Origin of the sequence: Knoellia aerolata DSM 18566 (assembly GCF_000768695.1) — a bacterium.
Taxonomy (GTDB): domain Bacteria; phylum Actinomycetota; class Actinomycetes; order Actinomycetales; family Dermatophilaceae; genus Knoellia; species Knoellia aerolata.
In genome coordinates this window covers 160584-181902 of sequence record NZ_AVPL01000001.1, presented here as the reverse complement: position 1 = coordinate 181902, position 21319 = coordinate 160584, and the positions used below count along the sequence as shown (strand labels likewise).

22 protein-coding genes are annotated in these 21319 nt (G+C 70.7%); 4 read left to right on the top strand and 18 right to left on the bottom strand.

The annotated features are described in order from the left end of the window. Nucleotides 1–68 precede the first annotated feature (68 nt). Nucleotides 69–731: an LmeA family phospholipid-binding protein gene (locus N801_RS00975; protein WP_052112469.1), complete on the top strand. Its 663-nt coding sequence runs from the start codon at nt 69–71 to the stop codon at nt 729–731. Nucleotides 732–742: 11 nt separating this feature from the next. Here the strand turns inward: N801_RS00975 and truA are convergent, their stop codons facing one another. The 10 genes from truA to infA form a co-directional block, all read right to left on the bottom strand. Next, nucleotides 743–1588, bottom strand: coding sequence for a tRNA pseudouridine(38-40) synthase TruA (truA, locus tag N801_RS00970; RefSeq protein WP_035931822.1), 846 nt, complete (start codon nt 1586–1588; stop codon nt 743–745). Nucleotides 1589–1659: 71 nt separating this feature from the next. Further along, nucleotides 1660–4128: a glycoside hydrolase family 65 protein gene (locus tag N801_RS00965; protein WP_052112485.1), complete on the bottom strand. Its 2469-nt coding sequence runs from the start codon at nt 4126–4128 to the stop codon at nt 1660–1662. 26 nt (nt 4129–4154) lie between these two features. Further along, nucleotides 4155–4868: an HAD family hydrolase gene (locus N801_RS00960; RefSeq protein ID WP_035931820.1), complete on the bottom strand. Its 714-nt coding sequence runs from the start codon at nt 4866–4868 to the stop codon at nt 4155–4157. Nucleotides 4869–5203: 335 nt separating this feature from the next. Next, nucleotides 5204–5926, bottom strand: a complete 723-nt coding sequence (rplQ, locus tag N801_RS00955; RefSeq protein ID WP_035931818.1) for a 50S ribosomal protein L17, sunset domain variant — start codon at nt 5924–5926, stop codon at nt 5204–5206. Nucleotides 5927–5955: 29 nt separating this feature from the next. Then, nucleotides 5956–6996, bottom strand: coding sequence for a DNA-directed RNA polymerase subunit alpha (locus tag N801_RS00950; protein ID WP_035932001.1), 1041 nt, complete (start codon nt 6994–6996; stop codon nt 5956–5958). A gap of 223 nt (nt 6997–7219) precedes the next feature. Then, nucleotides 7220–7828, bottom strand: coding sequence for a 30S ribosomal protein S4 (gene rpsD, locus N801_RS00945; RefSeq protein WP_035931816.1), 609 nt, complete (start codon nt 7826–7828; stop codon nt 7220–7222). 32 nt (nt 7829–7860) lie between these two features. After that, complete coding sequence (rpsK, locus tag N801_RS00940; protein WP_035931814.1) at nt 7861–8268, bottom strand: 30S ribosomal protein S11; 408 nt, start codon at nt 8266–8268, stop codon at nt 7861–7863. Continuing rightward, entirely contained in the window at nt 8268–8645 is a 378-nt protein-coding gene (rpsM, locus tag N801_RS00935) for a 30S ribosomal protein S13 (RefSeq protein ID WP_035931811.1), read from the bottom strand. Before rpsM ends, rpsK begins: the two co-directional genes overlap by 1 nt. Before the next feature lie 221 nt (nt 8646–8866). Next, the gene (gene rpmJ, locus N801_RS00930) at nt 8867–8980 is read right to left on the bottom strand and encodes a 50S ribosomal protein L36 (protein WP_035931810.1); all 114 of its coding nucleotides are present in this window, start codon (nt 8978–8980) and stop codon (nt 8867–8869) included. 104 nt (nt 8981–9084) lie between these two features. Then, nucleotides 9085–9306: a translation initiation factor IF-1 gene (infA, locus tag N801_RS00925; protein ID WP_006946284.1), complete on the bottom strand. Its 222-nt coding sequence runs from the start codon at nt 9304–9306 to the stop codon at nt 9085–9087. A 241-nt stretch (nt 9307–9547) separates the two neighbouring features. On the opposite strand from infA, the gene N801_RS00920 reads away from it, so the two are divergent. Next, nucleotides 9548–10801, top strand: coding sequence for a CPBP family intramembrane glutamic endopeptidase (locus N801_RS00920; RefSeq protein ID WP_052112468.1), 1254 nt, complete (start codon nt 9548–9550; stop codon nt 10799–10801). Between the two features lie 26 nt (nt 10802–10827). Here N801_RS00920 and meaB read toward each other — a convergent pair whose 3' ends face one another. From meaB to N801_RS00900, 4 genes are all read right to left on the bottom strand, one after another. Then, the gene (gene meaB / locus N801_RS00915) at nt 10828–11802 is read right to left on the bottom strand and encodes a methylmalonyl Co-A mutase-associated GTPase MeaB (protein ID WP_035931808.1); all 975 of its coding nucleotides are present in this window, start codon (nt 11800–11802) and stop codon (nt 10828–10830) included. Beyond that, complete coding sequence (gene scpA, locus N801_RS00910; RefSeq protein WP_052112467.1) at nt 11799–14066, bottom strand: methylmalonyl-CoA mutase; 2268 nt, start codon at nt 14064–14066, stop codon at nt 11799–11801. The genes meaB and scpA overlap by 4 nt, the downstream gene beginning before the upstream one ends. After that, nucleotides 14063–15778, bottom strand: coding sequence for a methylmalonyl-CoA mutase subunit beta (locus N801_RS00905; protein WP_035931806.1), 1716 nt, complete (start codon nt 15776–15778; stop codon nt 14063–14065). The genes scpA and N801_RS00905 overlap by 4 nt, the downstream gene beginning before the upstream one ends. A 116-nt stretch (nt 15779–15894) precedes the next feature. Then, a complete protein-coding gene (locus tag N801_RS00900; protein ID WP_035931804.1) occupies nt 15895–16380 on the bottom strand; it encodes a winged helix-turn-helix transcriptional regulator in 486 nt (161 codons plus the stop codon). Nucleotides 16381–16473: 93 nt separating this feature from the next. On the opposite strand from N801_RS00900, the gene N801_RS00895 reads away from it, so the two are divergent. Beyond that, a complete protein-coding gene (locus N801_RS00895) occupies nt 16474–17133 on the top strand; it encodes a dihydrofolate reductase family protein (RefSeq protein ID WP_035931802.1) in 660 nt (219 codons plus the stop codon). Beyond that, nucleotides 17133–17708: a dihydrofolate reductase family protein gene (locus N801_RS00890; protein ID WP_035931799.1), complete on the top strand. Its 576-nt coding sequence runs from the start codon at nt 17133–17135 to the stop codon at nt 17706–17708. The genes N801_RS00895 and N801_RS00890 overlap by 1 nt, the downstream gene beginning before the upstream one ends. A 33-nt stretch (nt 17709–17741) precedes the next feature. On the opposite strand, the gene map is transcribed toward N801_RS00890, so the two are convergent. From map to secY, 4 genes are all read right to left on the bottom strand, one after another. Further along, on the bottom strand, nt 17742–18590 hold the full coding sequence (map, locus tag N801_RS00885) for a type I methionyl aminopeptidase (protein ID WP_035931797.1): 849 nt from the start codon (nt 18588–18590) through the stop codon (nt 17742–17744). A gap of 81 nt (nt 18591–18671) precedes the next feature. Next, nucleotides 18672–19208 (bottom strand): NADPH-dependent FMN reductase, encoded by a 537-nt coding sequence (locus tag N801_RS00880; protein WP_245618153.1) that lies wholly within the window; start codon nt 19206–19208, stop codon nt 18672–18674. A gap of 224 nt (nt 19209–19432) precedes the next feature. Then, complete coding sequence (locus N801_RS00875; protein ID WP_035931793.1) at nt 19433–19993, bottom strand: adenylate kinase; 561 nt, start codon at nt 19991–19993, stop codon at nt 19433–19435. Continuing rightward, nucleotides 19993–21309, bottom strand: coding sequence for a preprotein translocase subunit SecY (gene secY, locus N801_RS00870; protein WP_035931791.1), 1317 nt, complete (start codon nt 21307–21309; stop codon nt 19993–19995). The genes N801_RS00875 and secY overlap by 1 nt, the downstream gene beginning before the upstream one ends. Nucleotides 21310–21319: the final 10 nt, after the last annotated feature.

The window sequence follows — 21319 nt, the reverse complement described above, 5'->3', positions numbered from 1 at the left end:
ACGCCCGGCCGTCTGTGGCTCGGCGCGGGCGGGGCGCGCGCTCAGGCACGCAGGGCAGGATCGCCTGCGTGAAACAGTTCGCCCTCGGGGCCGTGTCGATGCTCGTCGCCCTCGTCGTCGCCGTGCTCGCCCTCATCTGGTCGGTGGGCAGCCCGGGCGCCGGCCGGGGCGTCCCCGCCCCCACCGCCACCGTGTCGACTCCGGCCACCGCCCCGCCCGACCTCGCCACCGGCGAGACCTGGCTGCAGGACGTGCGTCTGACCAGCGCCGACGTCACGACCTCCGACGGTGGCCTGAGCGACGTGACGGCCGTCGGCTCGGACGTCGCCCTCACGCCCGACGGCCTGCGAGCGGGGCGACTCGACATCGACGCGACGCTGCCGTTCGCCACCGCGGCGAGCCAGATCGGCGGCGGGGTGAGCCTGTACGCCGCCGACGCAGGCCTGGCGGGGCTGCGCCGCCGAGTGAGCGTCCTGGGGCGCGACGTCGAGGTGCGGGCGACCGGGACCGTGAGGGCCGTCGACGGACGGCTGGTCATCGAGCCCGAGACGATCGACCTCGACGGCCCCGACTGGCTCGACTCGGCGGCGTCGACCGTCGTCCGACAGCTCGTGACCATCCGGCACACGGTCGAGGGCGTCCCGGAGGGCATGGCGCTCACGTCCGTCTCGGTACAGCCCGGCGGCTTCCGCGCCCACCTGCGCGGCGACGACGTCACGATCACCCGCTGAGGCGGTCGCGGTCAGTCGGCGAGGGCGCGCGTCGAGCGGGCCTGGCGGGCTCGCTCCGCCAGCTGCGCGTCGGGTGGGTACGAGACCTCCTCGAGCGAGAGCCCGTGGGCAGGCATGACCTTCACCCGGGGATCGCGGGCGCGGGCGGTGAGGACCTCGTGGGGGAAGGCGACGTCGGCACGCCCCAGTCCGACGGGGACGACGGCTCCCACGAGCGCGCGAACCATGCTGTGGCAGAACGCATCCGCGACCACTGTGGCTTCAACGGTGCCGTCCGGCTCACGATCCCACTCATACGCGAGCAGGGTCCTGACGGTCGTCGCGCCCTCCCTCTTCCTGCAGAACGCCGCGAAGTCGTGCAGGCCCATGAGGCGTCTGGTGGCCGCTGTCATCGCGAGGAGGTCGAGCCGGTCCTTGACGACGACCGTGTCGCGGCGCCTCAGGGGGTCGAGGGTTCCCGGGACGTCACAGATCCGGTAGCGGTAGCGCCGTCGAAGCGCGGAGAAGCGGGCGTCGAAGCCGTCAGGGGCCCGGCTCACCCGTCGCACCACGACGTCGGCAGGAAGGAGTCCGGCGAGGCGCGCGCGCGCCGCCTCCTCGGCCGAGCGTGAGGACCGTCCGGGCAGGACGGCATACAGGGACTCGTCGACGTCTGCGTGGGCGACCTGTCCGCGGGCATGGACCCCGGCGTCGGTGCGGCCGGCGACGGTGAGGCGCACCGGTTCCGGCGCGCGCAGGAGCGTCGTCAGCGCCGTCGACAGCTCGCCCTCGACGGTTCGTCGTCCGGGCTGCGCAGCCCACCCCGAGAAGTCGGTGCCGTCGTAGGCGAGGTCGATCCGCACCCGCAGCAACGTCATGGCATCGCAGCCTAGGTCACCCTGACCGGCGTCCACGCCACCGTCACCTGGCCTCGCGGTTCACGCCAGACCTAGCCCGACTCCTCGTCGAGGAGGGCGAAGTCGGTGGGCACACCGGCCGTCACCACGGTCCCGTCGTCCCGGACGATCGGGGAGGGCACTCTCGGCACGACGTGGGTGAGCCGGGGACCCTGTCCGTCGAGGGCCACCCGCACGGGCGCGTCCGGGCCGACGTCGTGGGAGGTGCCGCGGACCCCGACCGTGAACGGGTCGCCGTCGACGAGCGTGAAGGTGATCGCCTCCTGCTCGAGGTCGACGCGGATCTTGCTGTCTCGCAGCCGCATCCGGAAGGTCAGGCGGGGCCAGGACTCCGGGAGTCGGGGATCGAACGTCAGGCCGCCGCCGTGGTCGCGCATTCCCGCGAAGCCGTAGACGAGCGCGTTCCACACCCCGCCCGCCGAGGCGATGTGCACGCCGTCGGAGGTGTTGCGGTGCAGGTCGGCCAGGTCGACGAAGAGACCGCTGCGGAAGTAGTGCATCGCCATGCGGTGGTGCCCCACCTCGGCGGCGATGATCGACTGGACGACCGCACTCAGCGAGGAGTCACCCGTGGTGATCGGGTCGTAGTACTCGAAGTTGCGTCGCTTCTCCTCGAGACTGAACCGGTTGCCCTGCAACAGCATCGCGAGGACGACGTCGGCCTGTTTGAGCACCTGGAACCGGTAGATCACCAGCGGGTGGTAGTTGAGCAGCAGCGGACGCTTGTCCGGGGGCGTGACCGACAGGTCCCACATCTCACGGTCGAGGAAGTTCTCGTCCTGTGGGTGGATGCCCAGTCCCTCGTCGAACGGGATGGCCATGGCCGCGGCGCACTCCTCCCACTCCTCGACCTCGCCCTCCTCGAGGCGCAGTCGCGAGCTGAACCGGGCGTATGCGGTCGGGTCTGCCTGACGCAGCTCACGCACCGCGGCTGCGGCCCGCTCGAGGTTGAAGCGGGCCATGACGTTGGTGAAGAGGTTGTTGTTGACGACCGTCGTGTACTCGTCCGGGCCGGTGACGCCGTGGATGTGGAAGGTCCGAGAGCCGTCGACCCGCCAGAACCCCAGGTCGGCCCACATGCGCGCGGTCTCGACGAGGATCTCGGCGCCGTCCCGGCGCTGGAAGGCGGTGTCCCCGGTGGCGTCGCAGTAGCGCGCCACGGCGTACGCGATGTCGGCGTCGATGTGGTACTGGGCGGTGCCCGCCGCGTAGTAGGCAGAGGCCTCCAGCCCGTTGATGGTGCGCCACGGGAAGAGCGCCCCGCGCTGGGCCAGCTCCCTGGCCCGCTCCCGTGCCCGGTCGAGCAGGTTGACGCGGAAGCGCAGGAGGTTCTTGGCGGCGACCGGGAACGTGTAGGCGAGGAACGGGACGACGTAGATCTCGGTGTCCCAGAAGCAGTGGCCCTCGTAGCCGCTGCCGGTGACGCCCTTGGCCGGGACACCGAGCTGGTCGGCCCGCGCCGACGCCTGCGCGATCTGGAAGAGGTTCCAGCGGATCGCCTGCTGCAGCTCGGGCTCGCCCTCGACCTCGACGTCGGCGTTGAGCCAGTACTTGTCGATCCACTCCGACTGGAGCCGGAACTGATGGGCCGTGCCGTCACGCCGCACCCGGTCGAGCGTGCGTCGGCACCGGTCGAACAGCTCACGGGTGGGCACGCCGCGCGACGTGTGGTACGCCACCGACTTCGTGATGCGGATCGGCCGGCCCTCGGTCGCGTCGACCCGGTACACCTTCTTGCCGAGGTCCTGCTCGGTGTCGATGAGCTCCTCGAAGGTGTTGTCGGTGTCGATGCCGTGGTCCGCTCCGACCGCGATCGTCATCCCCGACCGCGCGCAGCGGTAGCCGAGGATCATCCGACGGTCGCTGTGCCAGTTGCCCTGCGGCTCGAGGACCCGCGCCTCGAAGGACCCGGCCCGTCGGGGGTCCCAACCCTTCTCGGCCATGGCGTCTCGGTCCTGGTACTCGTCCGCACCGTCCTGGCGGTTGAGGATCTGGCTGGAGATGACGACGGGTGCGTCTCCCGCGAGCATCGTCACCTCGATGGTCATCACCGCCAGGTGGCGTTCGGTGAACGAGATCATCAGGCTCGTGTCGACCCGCACGACCTTGCCCGACGGCGTGCGCCAGACGAGGTGGCGGCGGGCGACCCCGTCACGGAAGTCGAGGGAGCGCTCGTACTCGACGAGGTCCGCCGTCGACAGCAGCAGCGGCTCGTCGTCGACGTAGAGCTTCATGACCTTGCTGTCCGGCGCGTTGACGATCGTCTGTCCCGTGTGGGCGAACCCGTAGGCCTGCTCCGCGTGGTGGATCTCCCACGTCTCGTGGAAGCCGTTGACGAACGTGCCGTGGCTCAGCGTGGGCCTGCCCTCGGGCGGGTTGCCGCGCATGCCCAGGTAGCCGTTGCCGACGGCGAAGAGCGTCTCGGTCACGCCCACGTCGGCGTCGCTGGGGAACGCCTCGACGAGCCGCCACTCGTCCACCGGGAAGCGCTGCCGGTCCATGGGGTCGTGCTCGAAGTGTTCCGCGGTCACGGCAGGAGCTCCGCGAGGTCCTGCACGACGAGGTCGGCGCCGGCCTCGGTCAGGGCGGCCGCACCCGCACCACGGTCCACCCCGACGACGAGCCCGAACTCACCGTCGCGGCCGGCGCGCACCCCGGACGTCGCGTCCTCGAGCACGACCGCCCGCTCCCTCGTCACGCCGAGCGCGAAGGCCGCGTGCAGGAAGGTCTCGGGCGACGGCTTGCCGGCCAGCCCCAGCTCGTTCGCCTCGGCCCCGGACACGACGACGGGGAAGCGGTCCGCGATCCCGGCCGCTTCGAGCACGGCGGCGGCGTTCTTCGACGACGACACCACGGCCATCCGTGTCCCTGCCTTCTCCAGCGCGTCGAGGAGCCGGATCGACCCCTCGTATGCCGTGACGCCGTCCCGCGCGAGGACCACGTTGAAGGCCTCGTTCTTCCGGTTCCCCAGCCCGCTCACCGTCTCCGCGTCGGTGCCGTCCGACGGGTCGCCCTCGGGCAGCTCGATCCCCCGGGACTCGAGGAAGGTCCGCACCCCCTCGTACCGGGGCCGCCCGTCGACGTGCGCGAAGTAGTCCTCGTCCGTGTACGGCTCCGAGACGCCCCTGGCCCGCAGGAAGTCGTTGAACATCTCGCTCCACGCCCGCATGTGCACCTCCGCCGTGGGCGTCAGCACACCGTCGAGGTCGAACAGGGCAGCGTCATACAGGGTCCAGTCCACCCACCCAGCCTACGGACCCGAGCCCACCCCCCGCGCCCCCCTCCACACCGCACCCGAGCGCGGCCCCCGAGACCCGCCGAGTGAGTGTGCCGGAGTGCGGCGACCCAGCCGGCCGGAGCGGACGCGGGCCGATTCGCCGCCGGCTGGGCCTGGCGGCGGGTCCCACGCTCTGCGTGGGCGCGGGAGTGCGCGCAGCGCGCGAGCGCGGATGGGACAGCGGCGAATCGGCCTGCGTCCGCGACCACACCACGACGCGACCGACGACAGAACGGCATACGAAAGGGCCGTCCACCTGGCGAGAGGTGAACGGCCCCGTTCGTGTGCCGAGTGGCAGGTCAGGCGTCGTCGCCGTCGACCTGCTGCTTCGACTCGCCGCCGGCCGGCTCGAAGCCGGCTGCCTGGGCGTCGTCCGCCGAGGCGAACCAGAACTCGGCGTCGGTCTGTTCGTACCACTGCGAACCCTCGACGTGGTACTTGCCGGAGTCGGCGTTGCCCTTGACCGAGTAGCCCTCGGGAGCGGAGCCGTCCTCGTTCGAGGCGACCGCACCCTTCGGCAGCTCGACGAGCGCAGTGGCCTCGGTGGCCTCGGTGGCCTCGGCGGCCGGGGCCTCCGTGGTCTCCGTGGCAGCCGCCGTGTCGGCGTCCTTCGCGGCACGCTTGGTCGCGCCCTCGGCCTCCTTGACGGTGGCCTTCCTGGCGACGGGCTCGCGGACGAGCTCGATGACCGCCATGGGGGCGTTGTCGCCCTTGCGCGGGCCGATCTTCGTGATCCGCGTGTAGCCACCCTGGCGCTCGGCCATGTCGGGGGCGACCTCGACGAACAGGCGGTGGACGACACCCTTGTCGCGCACGACCGTCATCACCCGGCGACGGGCGTGGAGGTCACCACGCTTCGCGAAGGTGATGAGCCGCTCGGCGAGCGGACGGAGGCGCTTGGCCTTCGTCTCGGTCGTCGTGATGGAGTCGTGCTCGAACAGCGCGGTCACGAGGTTCGCCAGGATGTGGCGCTCGTGAGCCGGGCCGCCTCCGAGACGGGGACCCTTGGTGGGCGTAGGCATGTCTATATCTCCTAGGGGTTAAGTCAGCGTCAGAGCTGCTCGTCCTCGGCGAACGACGCGTCCTCGGCGTCGTCGGCGTCGGCGAAGCTGAACTCGTCGTCGTAGGAAGCGATCTGGCTCGGGTCGAAGCCTGCCGGGCTGTCCTTGAGGGCCAGACCCATGCCGTGCAGCTTGGCCTTGACCTCGTCGATGGACTTCTGACCGAAGTTGCGGATGTCGAGCAGGTCGGCCTCGCTGCGACCGACCAGCTCACCCACGGTGTGGATGCCCTCGCGCTTGAGGCAGTTGTAGGACCGGACGGTGAGGTCGAGGTCCTCGATCGGCAGGGCGAGGTCGGCGGCCAGGGCGGCGTCGGTGGGCGACGGGCCCATGTCGATGCCCTCGGCCTCGACATTGAGCTCACGGGCGAGCCCGAAGAGCTCGACGAGGGTCTTGCCGGCGGAGGCGAGAGCGTCGCGCGGGGTGACCGACTGCTTGGTCTCGACGTCGAGGACGAGGCTGTTGAAGTCGGTGCGCTGCTCGACTCGGGTCAGCTCGACCTTGTAGGTGACGGTGAGGACCGGGCTGTAGATGGAGTCGACCGGGATGCGGCCGATCTCCTGGTCACCGGACTTGTTCTGCTGCGCGGAGACGTAGCCGCGACCGCGCTCGACGGTCAGCTCCATCTCGACGCTGCCCTTGTCGTTGAGCGTGGCGATGTGCAGGTCGGGGTTGATGACCTCGACACCGGCCGGCGGAGCGATGTCCGCGGCCGTGACGGCGCCCGCACCCTGCTTGCGCAGGTACATGACGACCGGCTCGTCGTGCTCGGAGGAGACGACGAGGCCCTTGATGTTGAGGATGATCTCGGTGACGTCCTCCTTGACCCCGGGGATCGTGGAGAACTCGTGGAGCACGCCGTCGACGCGGATGCTCGTCACGGCGGCACCGGGGATGCTCGAGAGCAGGGTGCGACGGAGGGAGTTGCCGAGCGTGTAGCCGAAGCCGGGCTCGAGCGGAGCGATGGTGAACCGGCTCCGGTTCTCGGAGATGACGTCCTCGGTGAGGATCGGACGTTGTGCGATGAGCACGGTGATGTTCCTTCCCACGGGCGACCGCTATATGACGCCTCGTGAAGCTGCCGGGTCCTGCCCGGCGTCCGACCCACCTCTGTACGTGGTCCGGACAAGCCATTCGGTATGCCGTGACGCACCGGGGTGCCCACGGCCGACTTATTGCGACTTTCGGCGCGCAGACCGCGGTCGGCGCACCGACGCTGGAACGCGCCGAAAGTCGCAATAAGTCGGTTGGTGCTCAGTTCTTCGAGTAGAACTCGACGATGAGCTGCTCGGTCAGGATCGTGTCGATCTGGGCACGGATCGGGAGCGAGTGGATGAGGATCTGCAGCGAGCCCGGGACGACCTGGATCCAGGCCGGGGTCGGGCGGTCGCCGAAGGTCTCGCGAGCCAGCTGGATCGGGAGCTTCTCCGTCGACTGCTTGCGCACGGTGACGATGTCGTACTGCTCGACGCGGTAGGACGGGACGTCGACGCGCACGCCGTTGACCTCGAAGTGGCCGTGCGTGACGAGCTGACGCGCGGCACGACGGGTGCGGGCGAGGCCGGCACGGTAGATGACGTTGTCGAGCCGGGACTCGAGGATCGTCAGGATGTTCTCACCGGTCTTGCCGGGGCGGTTCGCCGCTTCCTTGTAGTAGCGGCGGAACTGCTTCTCCATGACGCCGTAGGTGAAGCGGGCCTTCTGCTTCTCCTGCAGCTGGGTGAGGTACTCCTTCTCCTGCATCCGGCGACGGCCGTGCTGGCCGGGCGGGAAGGGGCGGAGGTCGAAGTTCTTGTCTCCGCCGACGAGGTCAACCCTCAGGCGACGGGACTTCTTGGTGATCGGGCCGGTGTAACGAGCCATGTCTCTAGTTCTCTTTCCGTCTTCTCAGGCGCTCAGACGCGGCGGCGCTTGGGCGGGCGGACACCGTTGTGCGGCGCGGGGGTGACGTCCTGGATCGAACCGACCTCGAGGCCGGCTGCGGTCAGGGAGCGGATCGCGGTCTCACGACCGGAGCCGGGGCCCTTGACGAAGACGTCGACCTTGCGCATGCCGTGGTCCATGGCCCGACGGGCAGCGGCCTCGGCGGCGGTCTGCGCGGCGAACGGGGTCGACTTGCGCGAACCCTTGAAGCCGACCTGGCCGGCGGAGGCCCAGGCGATGACGGCACCGGCGGGGTCGGTGATCGAGATGATCGTGTTGTTGAACGTCGACTTGATGTGGGCCTGGCCCACGGCGATGTTCTTCTTCTCCTTGCGGCGCACCTTCTTGGCGCCCGTAGCCATACGGCCCTTGGGAGGCATTACTTACCAACCTTCTTCTTGCCGGCGACGGTGCGCTTGGGGCCCTTGCGGGTGCGCGCGTTGGTCTTGGTCCGCTGACCGCGGACGGGGAGGCCGCGACGGTGGCGGATTCCCTCGTAGGACCCGATCTCGACCTTGCGACGGATGTCGGCGGCGACCTCACGGCGGAGGTCACCCTCGACCTTGAGGTGCTCGTCGATCCAGTCGCGCAGGGAGACGAGGTCGGCGTCGCTGAGGTCCTTGACGCGGGTGTTGGGGTCCACGCCGGTGGCGGCGAGGGCCTTCTGGGAGCTGGGGCGGCCCACACCGAAGATGTAGGTCAGTGCGATCTCGACACGCTTCTCACGCGGCAGATCGACTCCTTGGAGACGTGCCATCTGTTGATGGTTCCTGTTCTGGTGTTCCGGAGGTCTGGTGCAGTCGCCGGTCCGGTCGTGTCCGGTCCCCGGCCTCCGGGCCGGGGGTGACGTCCCTCGCTCACCTCTACAGGTGACGGACAAGGGGGTCGGGCGCTGCGTTCTCAACATTCACTTGTGCGTGTGCTCGAAGCTGTGCCTCGTGCAGGACTCCGACCGGGTGGGAGGGAGGTGGTCTCTGGTCAGCCCTGGCGCTGCTTGTGGCGCGGGTTCTCGCAGATGACCATGACCCGACCGTTGCGGCGGATCACCTTGCACTTCTCACAGATCTTCTTGACGCTCGGCTGAACCTTCATTGCCTCTGCTGTCTTGTCGATCCTCCCGACACGGCGGAGGCCGTGACGGGTTGTGCTCTGGGGTGTTCTGGTGGTGCGGTGCTGCTGCTGGCCCGGGGAACCGGTCAGCGGTAGCGGAAGACGATGCGGCCTCGGGTCAGGTCGTAGGGGCTGAGCTCCACCACCACGCGGTCCTCGGGGAGGATCCGGATGTAGTGCTGGCGCATCTTGCCCGAGATGTGCGCGAGCACCTTGTGACCGTTGGTGAGCTCCACGCGAAACATCGCGTTGGGGAGCGCCTCAACGATGGTGCCCTCGATCTCGATGACGCCGTCCTTCTTGGCCATACCCTCTCAATCCGTTGCTGGCCCCACCCTGGGTGCGGCGCGAGGCCACCAGTGGAACCATGGAAGTGGTCGCGCATGCGTGAGCACACGAGACCGACGCTCCATCCTACGGGAGCGGGTCCTGAGCACGAAATCGTCCCGGGGCCGGCCGCGGTCCGCTCGTGACCGGCATACGAGGTCGTATGCCGTCCGCACCCACCGGACGTCGTGGTCGCCTCCGCGGGTGGGGAGACTGGAGTCCATGACCGTGCGCATCGCTGCCGTGGGGGACCCCGGACGGCACCAGGACCAGCAGGCCGTCGACCGGGCCCGAGCCCTGTCCGTGGGCGGGGCCGCCGACCTCGAGTGGTGGCCGGTGTCTCGCGCGGACGTGCACGGCGACCGGCTGGACCGGTTCGACGGGGTCTGGCTCACCGACTGGCCGCAGGATCCGGCCGCCGAGGCACTGCGCGCGGCGGCGCACCGGGCCCACGCCCTCGGGATGCCCGTCGTCGTCTCCGCGACCGAGCCCGCACCGGTGTTCGTGGCGCAGGCGCGTCGTCGCGCGCGCCTGCGCGAGGAGCACGAACGCCGCCTGGCCGAGGCCGCCGCGCTCGAGGCGGGCGAGCGCGAGCCCCGCACCTACGTCCACCAGATGCGGGGGCCGCGCCACCGCTGGTGGCGACCCCTCGTCGCGCTGGCGGTCGCGACCGCCGTGTTCCTCCTGTCCGTGGCGCTCGTCTTCGGGGCGCTGTTCGGGTTGGGCCTCGTCGAGAACGAGGACCAGATGACCAACCCCGTCGACCCGTGGGCCTCGCTGTCGCTCAACCTCCTGCTCGCGGCCCTGATCCCGGCCACCTTCCTCGGCGTCTGGGTCGGCTTCCGCCGGAGTCCGTGGCGGGTGCTGTCCGTGGCGGGACGGATGCGCTGGCGGTGGTTGGGGTGGTGCCTGCTCGTCGTGACGCCGCTGTGGGCGGTCTACCTCGCGGTGACCTGGGTGGTGTTCGACCAGGAGGTCCTCGAGCGTCCGCAGGACTGGGGGTGGCTCCTCGTCATCACCCTCCTGACGACGCCGCTGCAGGCCGCCGGCGAGGAGGTGGGCTTCCGCGGCGGCCTCGTGCAGGGGGTCGGGGCGTGGGTCCGCTCCCCCGTCGCCGCCCTCGCCGTGACCACGGTGCTGTCGACGGCCGCCTTCGTGGCCGCACACGGGTCCGCCGACCCGTGGATCGTCATCGAGCTCGGCTCGCTCGCCGTCGCGGGGTGCTGGCTCGCGTGGCGGACGGGCGGTCTGGAGGCCGTCATCGTCATGCACGTCGTCAACAACCTGCTCATCCTGTTCACCGGGATCCTGTTCGGCGGGATCGAGGAGTCCTATGTCGACGGGGCCAGCGAGGGCTCACCGCTGTCGGCCGGGATGAACCTCGTCGCGACGGCCCTCGTCACGGCGGTGCTGCTGTGGCTGGCCCGCCGTCGCGGCATCGCCCCGGCCGGATGGCGCACCCCTGCTCGCGGCTGACACCGGAGCCACGGGCTCACGTCAGGTCAGTCGGCGTGGCCGAACAGGCCCAGCACCTGCGCGGCGGCGTCGACGGCGCTGAGCTCACCCGAGCGCACCGCCGCCTCGATCTCGGCCCGATGCACCCGCACCGCCGGCGCGGCACGGACGGCGTCGGTGAGGTGGGCGTCGACGAGCGCCCACATCCAGTCCTGCTGCTGCTGGGCGCGGCGGGCCTCGAGCGAGCCCTCCGATTCGAGGTGGGCCCGGTGGTCGAGCACCGCCGCCCAGACCTCGTCGAGCCCCGCCCCGGTCTGCGCGGAGCAGGTGAGCACCGCCGGGCGCCGGACGTCCTTGCCCGGCAGCATGAGCCGCATCGCCGCGGTGAGGTCCTTGGCGGCACCGCGAGCCGGGATCTCGCCGTCCCCGTCGGCCTTGTTGACCGCGATGACGTCGGCGAGCTCGAGGATGCCGCGCTTGATCCCCTGCAGCTGGTCTCCCGCCCGGGCCAGGGTGAGCAGGAGGAAGGTGTCGACCATCTCGGAGACGGCGATCTCGTTCTGCCCCACGCCGACGGTCTCGACGATGACGACGTCGAAGCCGGCCGCCTCGAGGACGAGCATCGACTCACGCGTCGCCCGGGCCACTCCCCCGAGGTGGCGACCGCTCGGGCTGGGTCGCACGAACGCCCGGTCGCCGGCGCTCAGCTCCCCCATCCGGGTGCGGTCACCGAGGATGGACCCGCCGGTGCGCCGCGAGCTCGGGTCGACCGCGACGACCGCGACCTGGTGGCCTGCGTCGATGAGGCGGACCCCCATCGCGTTGATGAACGTCGACTTGCCCGCACCGGGCACGCCCGAGATCCCGACGCGGACGGCCGACCCCGTGTGGGGCGCGAGCTCCGTGAGCAGGGCACGTGCCCGCTCGCGGTGGTCGGGTCGGGTGGACTCCACGAGGGTGATCGCGCGCGCCACTGCGGCCCGGTCCCCCGCGCGGATCCCGGCGAAGAGCTCGTCGGTCACGCGCGTCCCGCGGCAGCGTCAGGGACATCGGCTCCCGAGCCGTCCTCGCTCTCGCGAGCCGCGTCAAGGGGGCTCGCGACCGGAGCGTCGGCTCCCGAGCCGGCGTGCAGGCGGGCGCGCAGGTCGCCGATGAGCCCGATCGCCGCGCGCGAGATGACCGTGCCGGGCGGGTAGATGGCGTCGGCACCGGCGGCGCGCAGGTCGTCGAAGTCCTGGGTGGGGATGACCCCGCCAACGACGATCATGAGGTCCTCACGGCCGAGGGCGTCGAGCTCCCGGCGCAGGGCGGGGACCAGCGTGAGGTGCCCGGCCGCCAGCGACGAGACACCGACGACGTGCACGTCGGACTCGACCGCCTGGCGCGCCACCTCGGTGGGCGTCTGGAACAGCGGACCCACGTCGACGTCGAAGCCGAGGTCCGCGAACGCGGTGGCGATGACCTTCTGGCCGCGGTCGTGGCCGTCCTGGCCCATCTTCGCGACGAGGATGCGCGGACGGCGGCCCTCGGCCTCGGCGAACTCCTCGACGAGGTCCTGCGCCTGGCGCACGGTCGCGTCGCTGCCGGCCTCGTCGGAGTACACGCCACCGATCGTACGGATCTGGGCGGTGTAGCGGCCGAAGGCCTCCTCCATCGCCGCGGACATCTCGCCGACCGTCGCCTTGGCCCGGGCGGCGTCGATCGCGAGGGCGAGGAGGTTGGTCTCCATCGAGCCGTCCGAGCCACCGCGGGCGGCGGCGGTCAGGCGCTCGAGTGCCGCACGGCATACGGGCTCGTCCCGCTCGGCGCGCAGCCGCTCGAGCTTCGCGATCTGGCTCGTGCGCACGGCCGCGTTGTCGACCCGGAGCACCTCGAAGGGCTCGTCACCGTCCGGGACGTAGCGGTTGACGCCGATCACCGGCTGCTGGCCGGAGTCGATCCGCGCCTGGGTGCGGGCTGCCGCCTCCTCGATCCGCATCTTGGGGATGCCGGCCTCGATCGCCTTGGCCATGCCACCGGCGGCCTCGACCTCCTCGATGTGCGCCCACGCGCGCTCGGCGAGGTCGTGGGTGAGCCGCTCGACGTACGCCGACCCGGCCCACGGGTCGATGGTGCGGGTCGTGCCCGACTCCTGCTGGAGGACGAGCTGGGTGTTGCGGGCGATGCGCGCGCTGAAGTCCGTGGGCAGCGCGATCGCCTCGTCGAGGGCGTTGGTGTGCAGGCTCTGGGTTAGGCCCTGGGTCGCCGCCATCGCCTCGATGCAGGTCCGCACGACGTTGTTGAAGACGTCCTGCGCGGTGAGCGACCACCCGCTGGTCTGGCAGTGGGTCCGCAGGCTGAGCGACTTCGGGTTCTTGGCGCCCTGCTCCTCGACGAGCCGCGCCCAGAGCAGGCGGGCCGCGCGCATCTTGGCGACCTCCATGAAGAAGTTCATCCCGATGGCCCAGAAGAACGACAGCCGCGGGGCGAAGCGGTCGACGTCGAGGCCCACGGCCTGGCCGGCGCGGAGGTACTCGGCACCGTCGGCGAGCGTGTAGGCGAGCTCGAGGTCCTGCGTCGCACCGGCCTCCTGCATGTGGTAGCCCGAGATGGAGATCGAGTTGTAGCGGGGCATCCTCTCGGAAGTGAACGCGAAGATGTCGCTGATGATCCGCATCGACGGCTCGGGCGGGTAGATGTAGGTGTTGCGGACCATGAACTCCTTGAGGATGTCGTTCTGGATGGTCCCAGAAAGCATGTGAGCTGGTACCCCTTGTTCCTCCGCGGCGACGACGAAGAGCGCGAGGACGGGGATGACCGCGCCGTTCATCGTCATCGACACCGACATCTGGTCGAGCGGGATGCCGTCGAAGAGGGTGCGCATGTCGTAGATCGAGTCGATCGCGACACCCGCCATGCCGACGTCGCCCTCGACTCGCGGGTGGTCGCTGTCGTACCCGCGGTGCGTGGCGAGGTCGAAGGCGACGCTCAGGCCCTTCTGCCCCGCGGCGAGGTTGCGCCGGTAGAAGGCGTTGGACTCCTCCGCGGTGGAGAAGCCGGCGTACTGGCGGATCGTCCACGGCTGGTTGACGTACATCGTCGGGTACGGACCGCGCAGGTACGGCGGCGCCCCGGGGATGGTGTCGAGGAAGTCCAGGCCCTCGAGGTCGGCGTCGGTGTAGAGCGGCGGCACCTCGATCTGCTCGGGTGTCAGCCACGTCCGGCCACCGAGGTCGCGGGGCTCGGCCGCGGTGGCGGGCCGGCCGTCACCGAGGTCGACCTGGGCGAAGTCGGGGATCGAGCTCATGCGGGAGCTCCTGTCTCGTCGAGGAGCGCGGAGAGGAAGGCGACGACGTCCATGTCCCCGGCCACGCCCTCGTAGCCCGTGTCGGTCGCCGTGAGGGACGCCGCGACGTCGGTGCCGTCGTCCGCGGCCTCGATGCCGGCGACGGTGAGGATGTTGACAGCGTCGACGCGTCGGTCGGCGGCGCGCGGCACCGCCAGGGTCGGCACCGCGACCCGCGGTGGGTGCCCGTGCTCCGCCGCGAAGGCCGCCGAGCGGTCGCGGAGCGCCTCGAAGATCGCCGAGTCGCGGTGTGGCAGAAGGGCACCAGCCTGGGTCGGCAGGGCCGCCCGGCGGACCCGACCCAGTGGCTTCTCGCCGGCGAGCGGGAACGTGCTGACGCCGGTCAACGGCTGCGCCCGCGTGGCCAACGCATGGTCCCGCGCCGCCACGTCAGCGGAGATCCGCTGTGCGACAGCGCCGTTCGCGAGCGCCTCGACCATTCCGCCGCCGCGCTCGACCTCCTGCAGCACGGCCCACGCCGCGGTCGCGACGTCGTCGGTGAGGGCCTCGACGTACCAGGCGCCCCCTGCCGGGTCGGTCACCCGCGCCACGTAGGACTCCTCCGCGAGGATGATCTGGGTGTTGCGGGCGATCCGGCGCGAGAACGCGGTCGGCAGCCCGGCGACGGTGTCGAACGGCAGGACGGTGATGGCGTCCGCGCCCCCCAGGCTCGCCCCGAACGTCGCCAGCGTGCTCCGCAGGATGTTGGTCCACGCGTCGTCCCGGCTGAACATCCGTCCCGACGTCACGGCGTGGGTGAAGGCGCCGCGCGAGGCCTCGGGGACACCCACGCTCTCCCCCACGCGCGCCCAGGCGCGTCGGAGTGCGCGCAGCGCCGCGGCCGTGAGGAACTGGTCGGCGCTCGCGCTCACCCGGAACTCGATGTGCCGGAACGCGTCGACGACCTCGACCCCTTCGCCCTCGAGGTGGCGGAGATAGGCGACGCCCGTCGCGAGCGCGAACCCGAGCTCGTCGGTGACGGAGGCACCGGCCTCCGCGTAGGGCCGCGTGTCGACGGTGACCGCCCGGAGCTCCGCGCGCCCGACGAGTCGACGCACCGCGCCGGCCAGGGGAGAGAGGTCGGCGGGTGCTCCCGTGCGGGCCGCGGCACCGAGGGGGTCGTGCCCGAGGTTGCCCGAGGCGGCCGCGGAACCGGACAGGACGGCATACAGGGCATCGGCGGCACCGACCTGGTCGTCCCAGGAGGAGACGACGACCGGGGCGAGGTCGAGCCGCACGTCGGCCAGCGCCTCGGCGACGTCCGCCGCGGCCAGTCCGTCGGCTCCGACGTGGAGCCAGACCGAGGTCACACCGCTCTCGAGGTCCGCGAGGACCGACGAACGCGTCGCGGCGGCATCGGGGTCGTCGTGGAGCTGGCGGACGTCCCACGGGACGTCGGCGTCGCGGACGGCCCGACCGCGGGTGAAGGGCATCTCGCCGGGTACGCCCAGGGGCGTCGGCTCGGCGGGCCGCGTGTAGAGGGGCTCGACGACGAGGCCACCGTCGATGCGGCTGCGCATCGACGCGACGGCGTCGTCGGGGCCGAGGTGCTCGCCCTCGGGCCGGCCCTTGTTGACGACGCCGGCGACGAGCTCGCGCCACTCTGCCTCGGTACGTTCGGGGAAGTGTGCCGCCAGCGCCATCGCCGCGGGCCGCTTCGGGGCCACCGTCATCCACCGCTCCTTCGCGCTGATCGAGTCGGCCGCACCTGCGTCATGAGGTCTGCGGACCTTGCGTCACCCTACCGGCGGCCACGTGCGCCGACGACGAGAGTTTGGGCACACCGCGCTCAGACGAGGGACTCGTATGCCGCCCGCAACCGTTCGCTCGCGAGCGGGCCCCGGCGCGTGGGCAGCGGGACGCCGAGGTGGCGCGACCGGAGCTCGTCCATGAGCTCGGCGACCATCTCCGGCCCGCCCTCCTCCATGAGCTGCTGGCGGATGGTCAGCTGCGGGCTGGTGTCGCGGTGGGCCCGGCCCCAGGTGCCGAGGGCGACGAGGACCGGAAGGGTCTGGATGCCGGCCTCGGTGAGGGTGTAGCGCGCCCGCTGGCCGCGGGTGGCGTCGTCGCGGACGAGGAGGCCGGCGGCGACGAGGAACTTGAGTCGGGAGGCGAGCACGTTGCTCGCGATCCCCTCCTCCGAGCCGGTGAGCAGCTCCCGGAAGTAGCGCCGGTCGCCGAACATCATGTCGCGCAGCACGATGAGGCTCCACGGGTCGCCGAGCGCCTCGACGGCGGCGTTGATCGGACAGCCCGACCGTGGTTCGCTCCGCATCGATCTCCTCAAAGTGCTTGCCAACAGCAATCACCTTACTCTAGCGTGACGAGTGGTTGCCTGTCGCAATCACTCGCCACTCGAGGAGCCGCCATGTCACTCGTCCGGGTCACCCAGTTCAGCGTCTCGCTCGACGGCTATGCCACCGGCGAGGGCCAGTCGTTCGAGGCCCCGTTCGGCCATGCCGGCGACCGGCTCATGGAGTGGTTCGCCGCGACGCGCCTCGGCCGCCAGGTGCACGACGACGGCACCCCCGCCCGCAGGGGCGTCGACGACGCCCTCGTCTCCTCCGGCTGGGACGGCAGCGTCGGCGCCGAGATCATGGGCCGAGGGAAGTTCGGGCCGCAGACCGGGCCGTGGACCGACGACGGGTGGCGCGGCTGGTGGGGTGAGGACCCGCCCTTCCACACGCCGGTGTTCGTGCTCACCCACCACCCGCGACCGCCGATGGAGATGGAGGGCGGCACGACCTTCCACTTCGTCGACGCCACCCCCGAGGAGGTGCTCGCGCAGGCCCGCGAGGCTGCCGGCGGGCTGGACGTGCGCATTGGCGGGGGGCCCAGCACCGTGCGGCAGTTCCTCGCCGCCGGGCTCGTCGACCTCATGCACGTCGCCCTCGTGCCCATCGTCCTCGGCCGAGGGGTCTCCCTCTGGGACGGGCTCGAGGGGGTCGAGGCCGGCTTCGACATCGAGACGGTCCACTCACCGACCTCGCGGGTCACCCACCTGCTCTTCCAGCGCAAGGAGAGCTGATGGGTCGCCTCCGCTACGGGATGATGATCTCGCTCGACGGGTTCATCCGGGACGCCTCGGGGTCGACCGACTGGATGCTCGCCGACGAGGAGCTGCACGGCTTTGCCAGCGCACAGGACCGCACGGTCGGAACGCGCGTCTACGGCCGCGGCCTGTGGGAGACGATGCGCTACTGGCAGTCCCCACCCGAGGAGGACCTCACCGCCCCCGAGGCCCGCGAGTTCGCGCAGACCTGGCAGGACACCGACAAGATCGTCGTCTCGACCACCCTCGCTCCCCCGGCGGAGCCCCGCACGTCGCTGTGGGACCGGCTCGACGTCGACCGGCTCGCCGCCCTGGTGCGCGACAGCGACCTCGACGTGGAGATCGGCGGCCCGACCCTGGCCGCCCACGCGCTGGAGGCGGGACTCGTCGACGAGCTCACGGCATACGTCATGCCGCACCTCGCCGGCGGTGGCACTGCGTGGCTCCCCGCAGGGTTCTCCACCGGGCTGGCCCTGCGCCGGCAGCACACCTTCGCCAGCGGAGCACTCGCGCTCGTCTACGACGTGGTCCACGAGGGCGACTCGGGGTGACGCCGGTTGGTCCGGTGCCGGTCAGGCGCCCGGTCAGGCGATGGGCGCGTAGGCGGCACCGAGCTCGCCCAGCCGGGCCTCGCCGCCGTCGACCTCGGTGAGCACCCAGAGCCCGCGGGACGTGGCCGCGACGGTGTTCTCCCAGTGGGCGGCGCGTGAGCCGTCGTCGGTGATGATCGTCCAGTCGTCCTCGAGCACATGGTTGGCCTCGTCGCCGAGGGTCACCATCGGCTCGATGGCGACGGTCGTCGCGTCGACGACGGTGGGACCCTTGCCACTCACCCGGTAGTTCGGGACCTGCGGGTCCATGTGCATCGACGTGCCGATGCCGTGGCCGACGTAGTCCTCGACGATGCCGTACTGACGGCCTCGCCGCTTCCCCGCCGCGGTGAGGCTGTCCTCGACGGCCTCGCCGACGGCGTGCAGGCTCCTGCCGACGCTGAGGGCGGTGATGCCGGCCCACATCGAGGCCTCGGTGTCGTCGATGAGCTCGAGGTCCTCCGGGCGGCCCGCCTCGCGACCACCGACGATGAGCGAGATGGCGGCGTCGCCGTGCCAGCCCTCGACGACGGCGCCGCAGTCGATGGAGAGCAGGTCGCCCTCGTGCAGGACGCGAGGGCCGGGGATCCCGTGGACGATCTCGTCGTTGACCGAGGTGCAGAGGGTGCCGGTGAACCCGTGGTAGCCGAGGAAGCTCGGGGTGCCGCCGCCGTCACGGATGTGGGTCTCGGCGAGGGCGTCGAGGTCCCCGGTCGTCATGCCCGGACGCACCGAGGCACGCATAAGCTCGAGCGTCCGGCCGACGAGCAGTCCGGCGGCGCGCATGAGCAGCACCTGCTCGGGGGTCTTGGCCTCGATGCGCTCACGTCCGAACAGTCCCATGGGCCGCACGCTACCGCCCGGCCACCCGCTCCCCCGAATCGCGGAGGTCAGGGACCGGGCAGGCGCCTGACCGGTCGGGGGTCAGGACCGGGCGGGGACCTCGTCGAGGTCGAGCACCTTGGCGCGGAGCGCGTCGAGGAGCCCACGGAGCTCGGCCGCCGCCCCGGTCTCGTCGGCGACGGCTCCCGCGGGGGTGAGCTGCTCGGGGAAGGTCAGGCCCAGGTCACCGACGACGTCGGCCTCGACGTGGGTGAGGACCCGGGTGAGGTCGGCCCGGGCGTCGACCCCGCCGGACCAGCCGTAGCCGACGATCGCGATGGGCTTGGCGTGCCACTCGGCGTAGAGGAAGTCGATCGCGTTCTTGATCGGCGCCGGGAAGCTGCGGTTGTACTGCGGGGTCACGACGACGATCGCGTCGGACTCGAAGATCTCGCTCGCCCACGCCCGGGTGTGCGGCTTGGCGTAGTTGCCGCTCTTCGGCATGTCCTCCTCGTCCATGAACGGCAGGCCGATCGCCGCGAGGTCGAGGATCCTGACCTCCCACTGGGTGGGGTCGGCCTGGTCGACCACCCACTGGGTGACGGCCGGGCCGATCCGGTTCGGGCGGGTGCTGGACACGATGACGCGCAATTGGTTCACAATTCAACCAACAGGGCTTGGCGTCGGACCATTCCCGATCCCCGCGTGGCCTTCATCCCACCCACCGCCGGGGCGATGTCGGACACAGAACGGTTCGCGAACCGGGATGTCGCTCGCGAACCGGATCGAACCGGCGTGCGAGCACACCTCCGGTTCGCGAACCGGTTTGAGCGCGCGGGTCGGCCCGCGCGCGCCTGGGAGGCTCAGGAGAGGGCGGAGACGATCCGCTCGGTGACCTCGTCGACCTCACCGAGGCCGTCGACCTCGACGAGGAGACCGCGCTCGGCGTAGACCTCGACGAGCGGAGCCGTCTCGCGACGGTAGATGGCCTGGCGCTCGCGGATGACGTCCTCGGTGTCGTCGGGGCGACCCTCGACCTCGGCGCGCTTGAGCAGGCGCGCGACGACGGCCTCCTCGTCGACGGTGAGCGCGAGGACCTTGTCGAGACCGTGGTCCTTCTTGCCGAGCATCCAGTCCAGGGCGGTGACCTGGCCGGTCGTGCGGGGGTAGCCGTCGAGGAGGAAGCCCTCACGGGCGTCGTCCTCGTTCAGCCGGTCCTCGACGATGGCGTTGGTGATGTCGTCCGAGACGTACCCGCCGGAGGCGGTGATCTCCTGCACCTGCTTGCCGAGGTCCGTGCCGTTCCTGATGTTGGCCCGGAAGATGTCGCCGGTCGAGATCGCCGGGATCCCGAAGTGCTCGGCGATGCGAGCGGCCTGCGTGCCCTTACCGGCGCCGGGGGGGCCGAGGATGATGAGTCGCATTAACGGAGGAACCCTTCGTAGTGACGCTGCTGCAGCTGGGACTCGATCTGCTTCACGGTCTCGAGACCGACACCGACGATGATGAGGATCGAGGTGCCACCGAAGGGGAAGTTCTGGTTGGCCCCGACGAGGACGATCGCGATGAGCGGGATGAGCGAGATCAGCGCGAGGTAGATCGCACCCGGGACGGTGATCCTGGTGAGAACGTACTGCAGGTACTCGGCCGTGGGTCGCCCGGCGCGGATACCCGGGATGAAGCCGCCGTACTTCTTCATGTTGTCGGCGACCTCGGTGGGGTTGAACGTGATCGACACGTAGAAGAACGTGAAGAACAGGATCAGCGCCGTGTAGGTGAGCATGTACTCCCACGTGTCACCTCCGGCGAAGTTGGCGTCGATCCACTGGACCCAGCCCGCGCTCGTGCCGTCGGCGCGACGGTTGAACTGGGCGAGCAGCGTCGGCAGCGCCAGCAGCGAGCTGGCGAAGATGACGGGGATGACGCCGGCCATGTTGACCTTGAGCGGGATGTAGGTCGAGGTGCCGCCGTAGACGCGGCGGCCGACCATGCGCTTGGCGTACTGCACGGGGATCCGCCGCTGGCTCTGCTCGACGTAGACGACGAGCGCGATGACGACGAAGCCCATGAGGATGATCCCCAGGAAGATGTCCCAGCGACCGTCCTTCTGCTGGATCGCCCACAGCGCACCGGGGAAGGTGGCGGCGATCGAGGTGAAGATGAGGATCGACATGCCGTTGCCGACACCCTTGTCGGTGACGAGCTCACCGAGCCACATGACGAGGCCGGTGCCGGCCGTCATCGTGAGCACCATGATGAGGATCGTCACGGTGGAGTCGTCGGTGAGGATGTTGGTGCAGGCCGGGTTCGCGAACAGCTGCGAGGGATTCTGCGCGAAGGTGATGAACGTCGCCGACTGGAGCACCGCGAGGGCGATGGTCAGGTAGCGCGTGTACTGGGTCATCTTCGACTGACCCGCCGAGCCCTCCTTCTTGAGGGCCTCGAACTTCGGGATGACCACCGTCAGCAGCTGGACGATGATGCTCGCCGTGATGTACGGCATGATCCCGAGCGCGAAGATCGACAGCTGGAGCAGGGCTCCACCGCTGAAGAGGTTCGCCAGGCCGAGGAGGTCGTTGGCCTCACCGGCCCCCGCCTGACAGGCCTGGATGAGCGAGTAGCTCACCCCGGGCGTCGGCACGTGCGCGCCGAGGCGGTAGATCGCGATGACGGCGAGCGTGAACAGGATCTTCCTGCGCAGGTCGGGCGTCTTGAACGCGCGGCCGAAGGCGGTGAGCACAGGTCCTCCA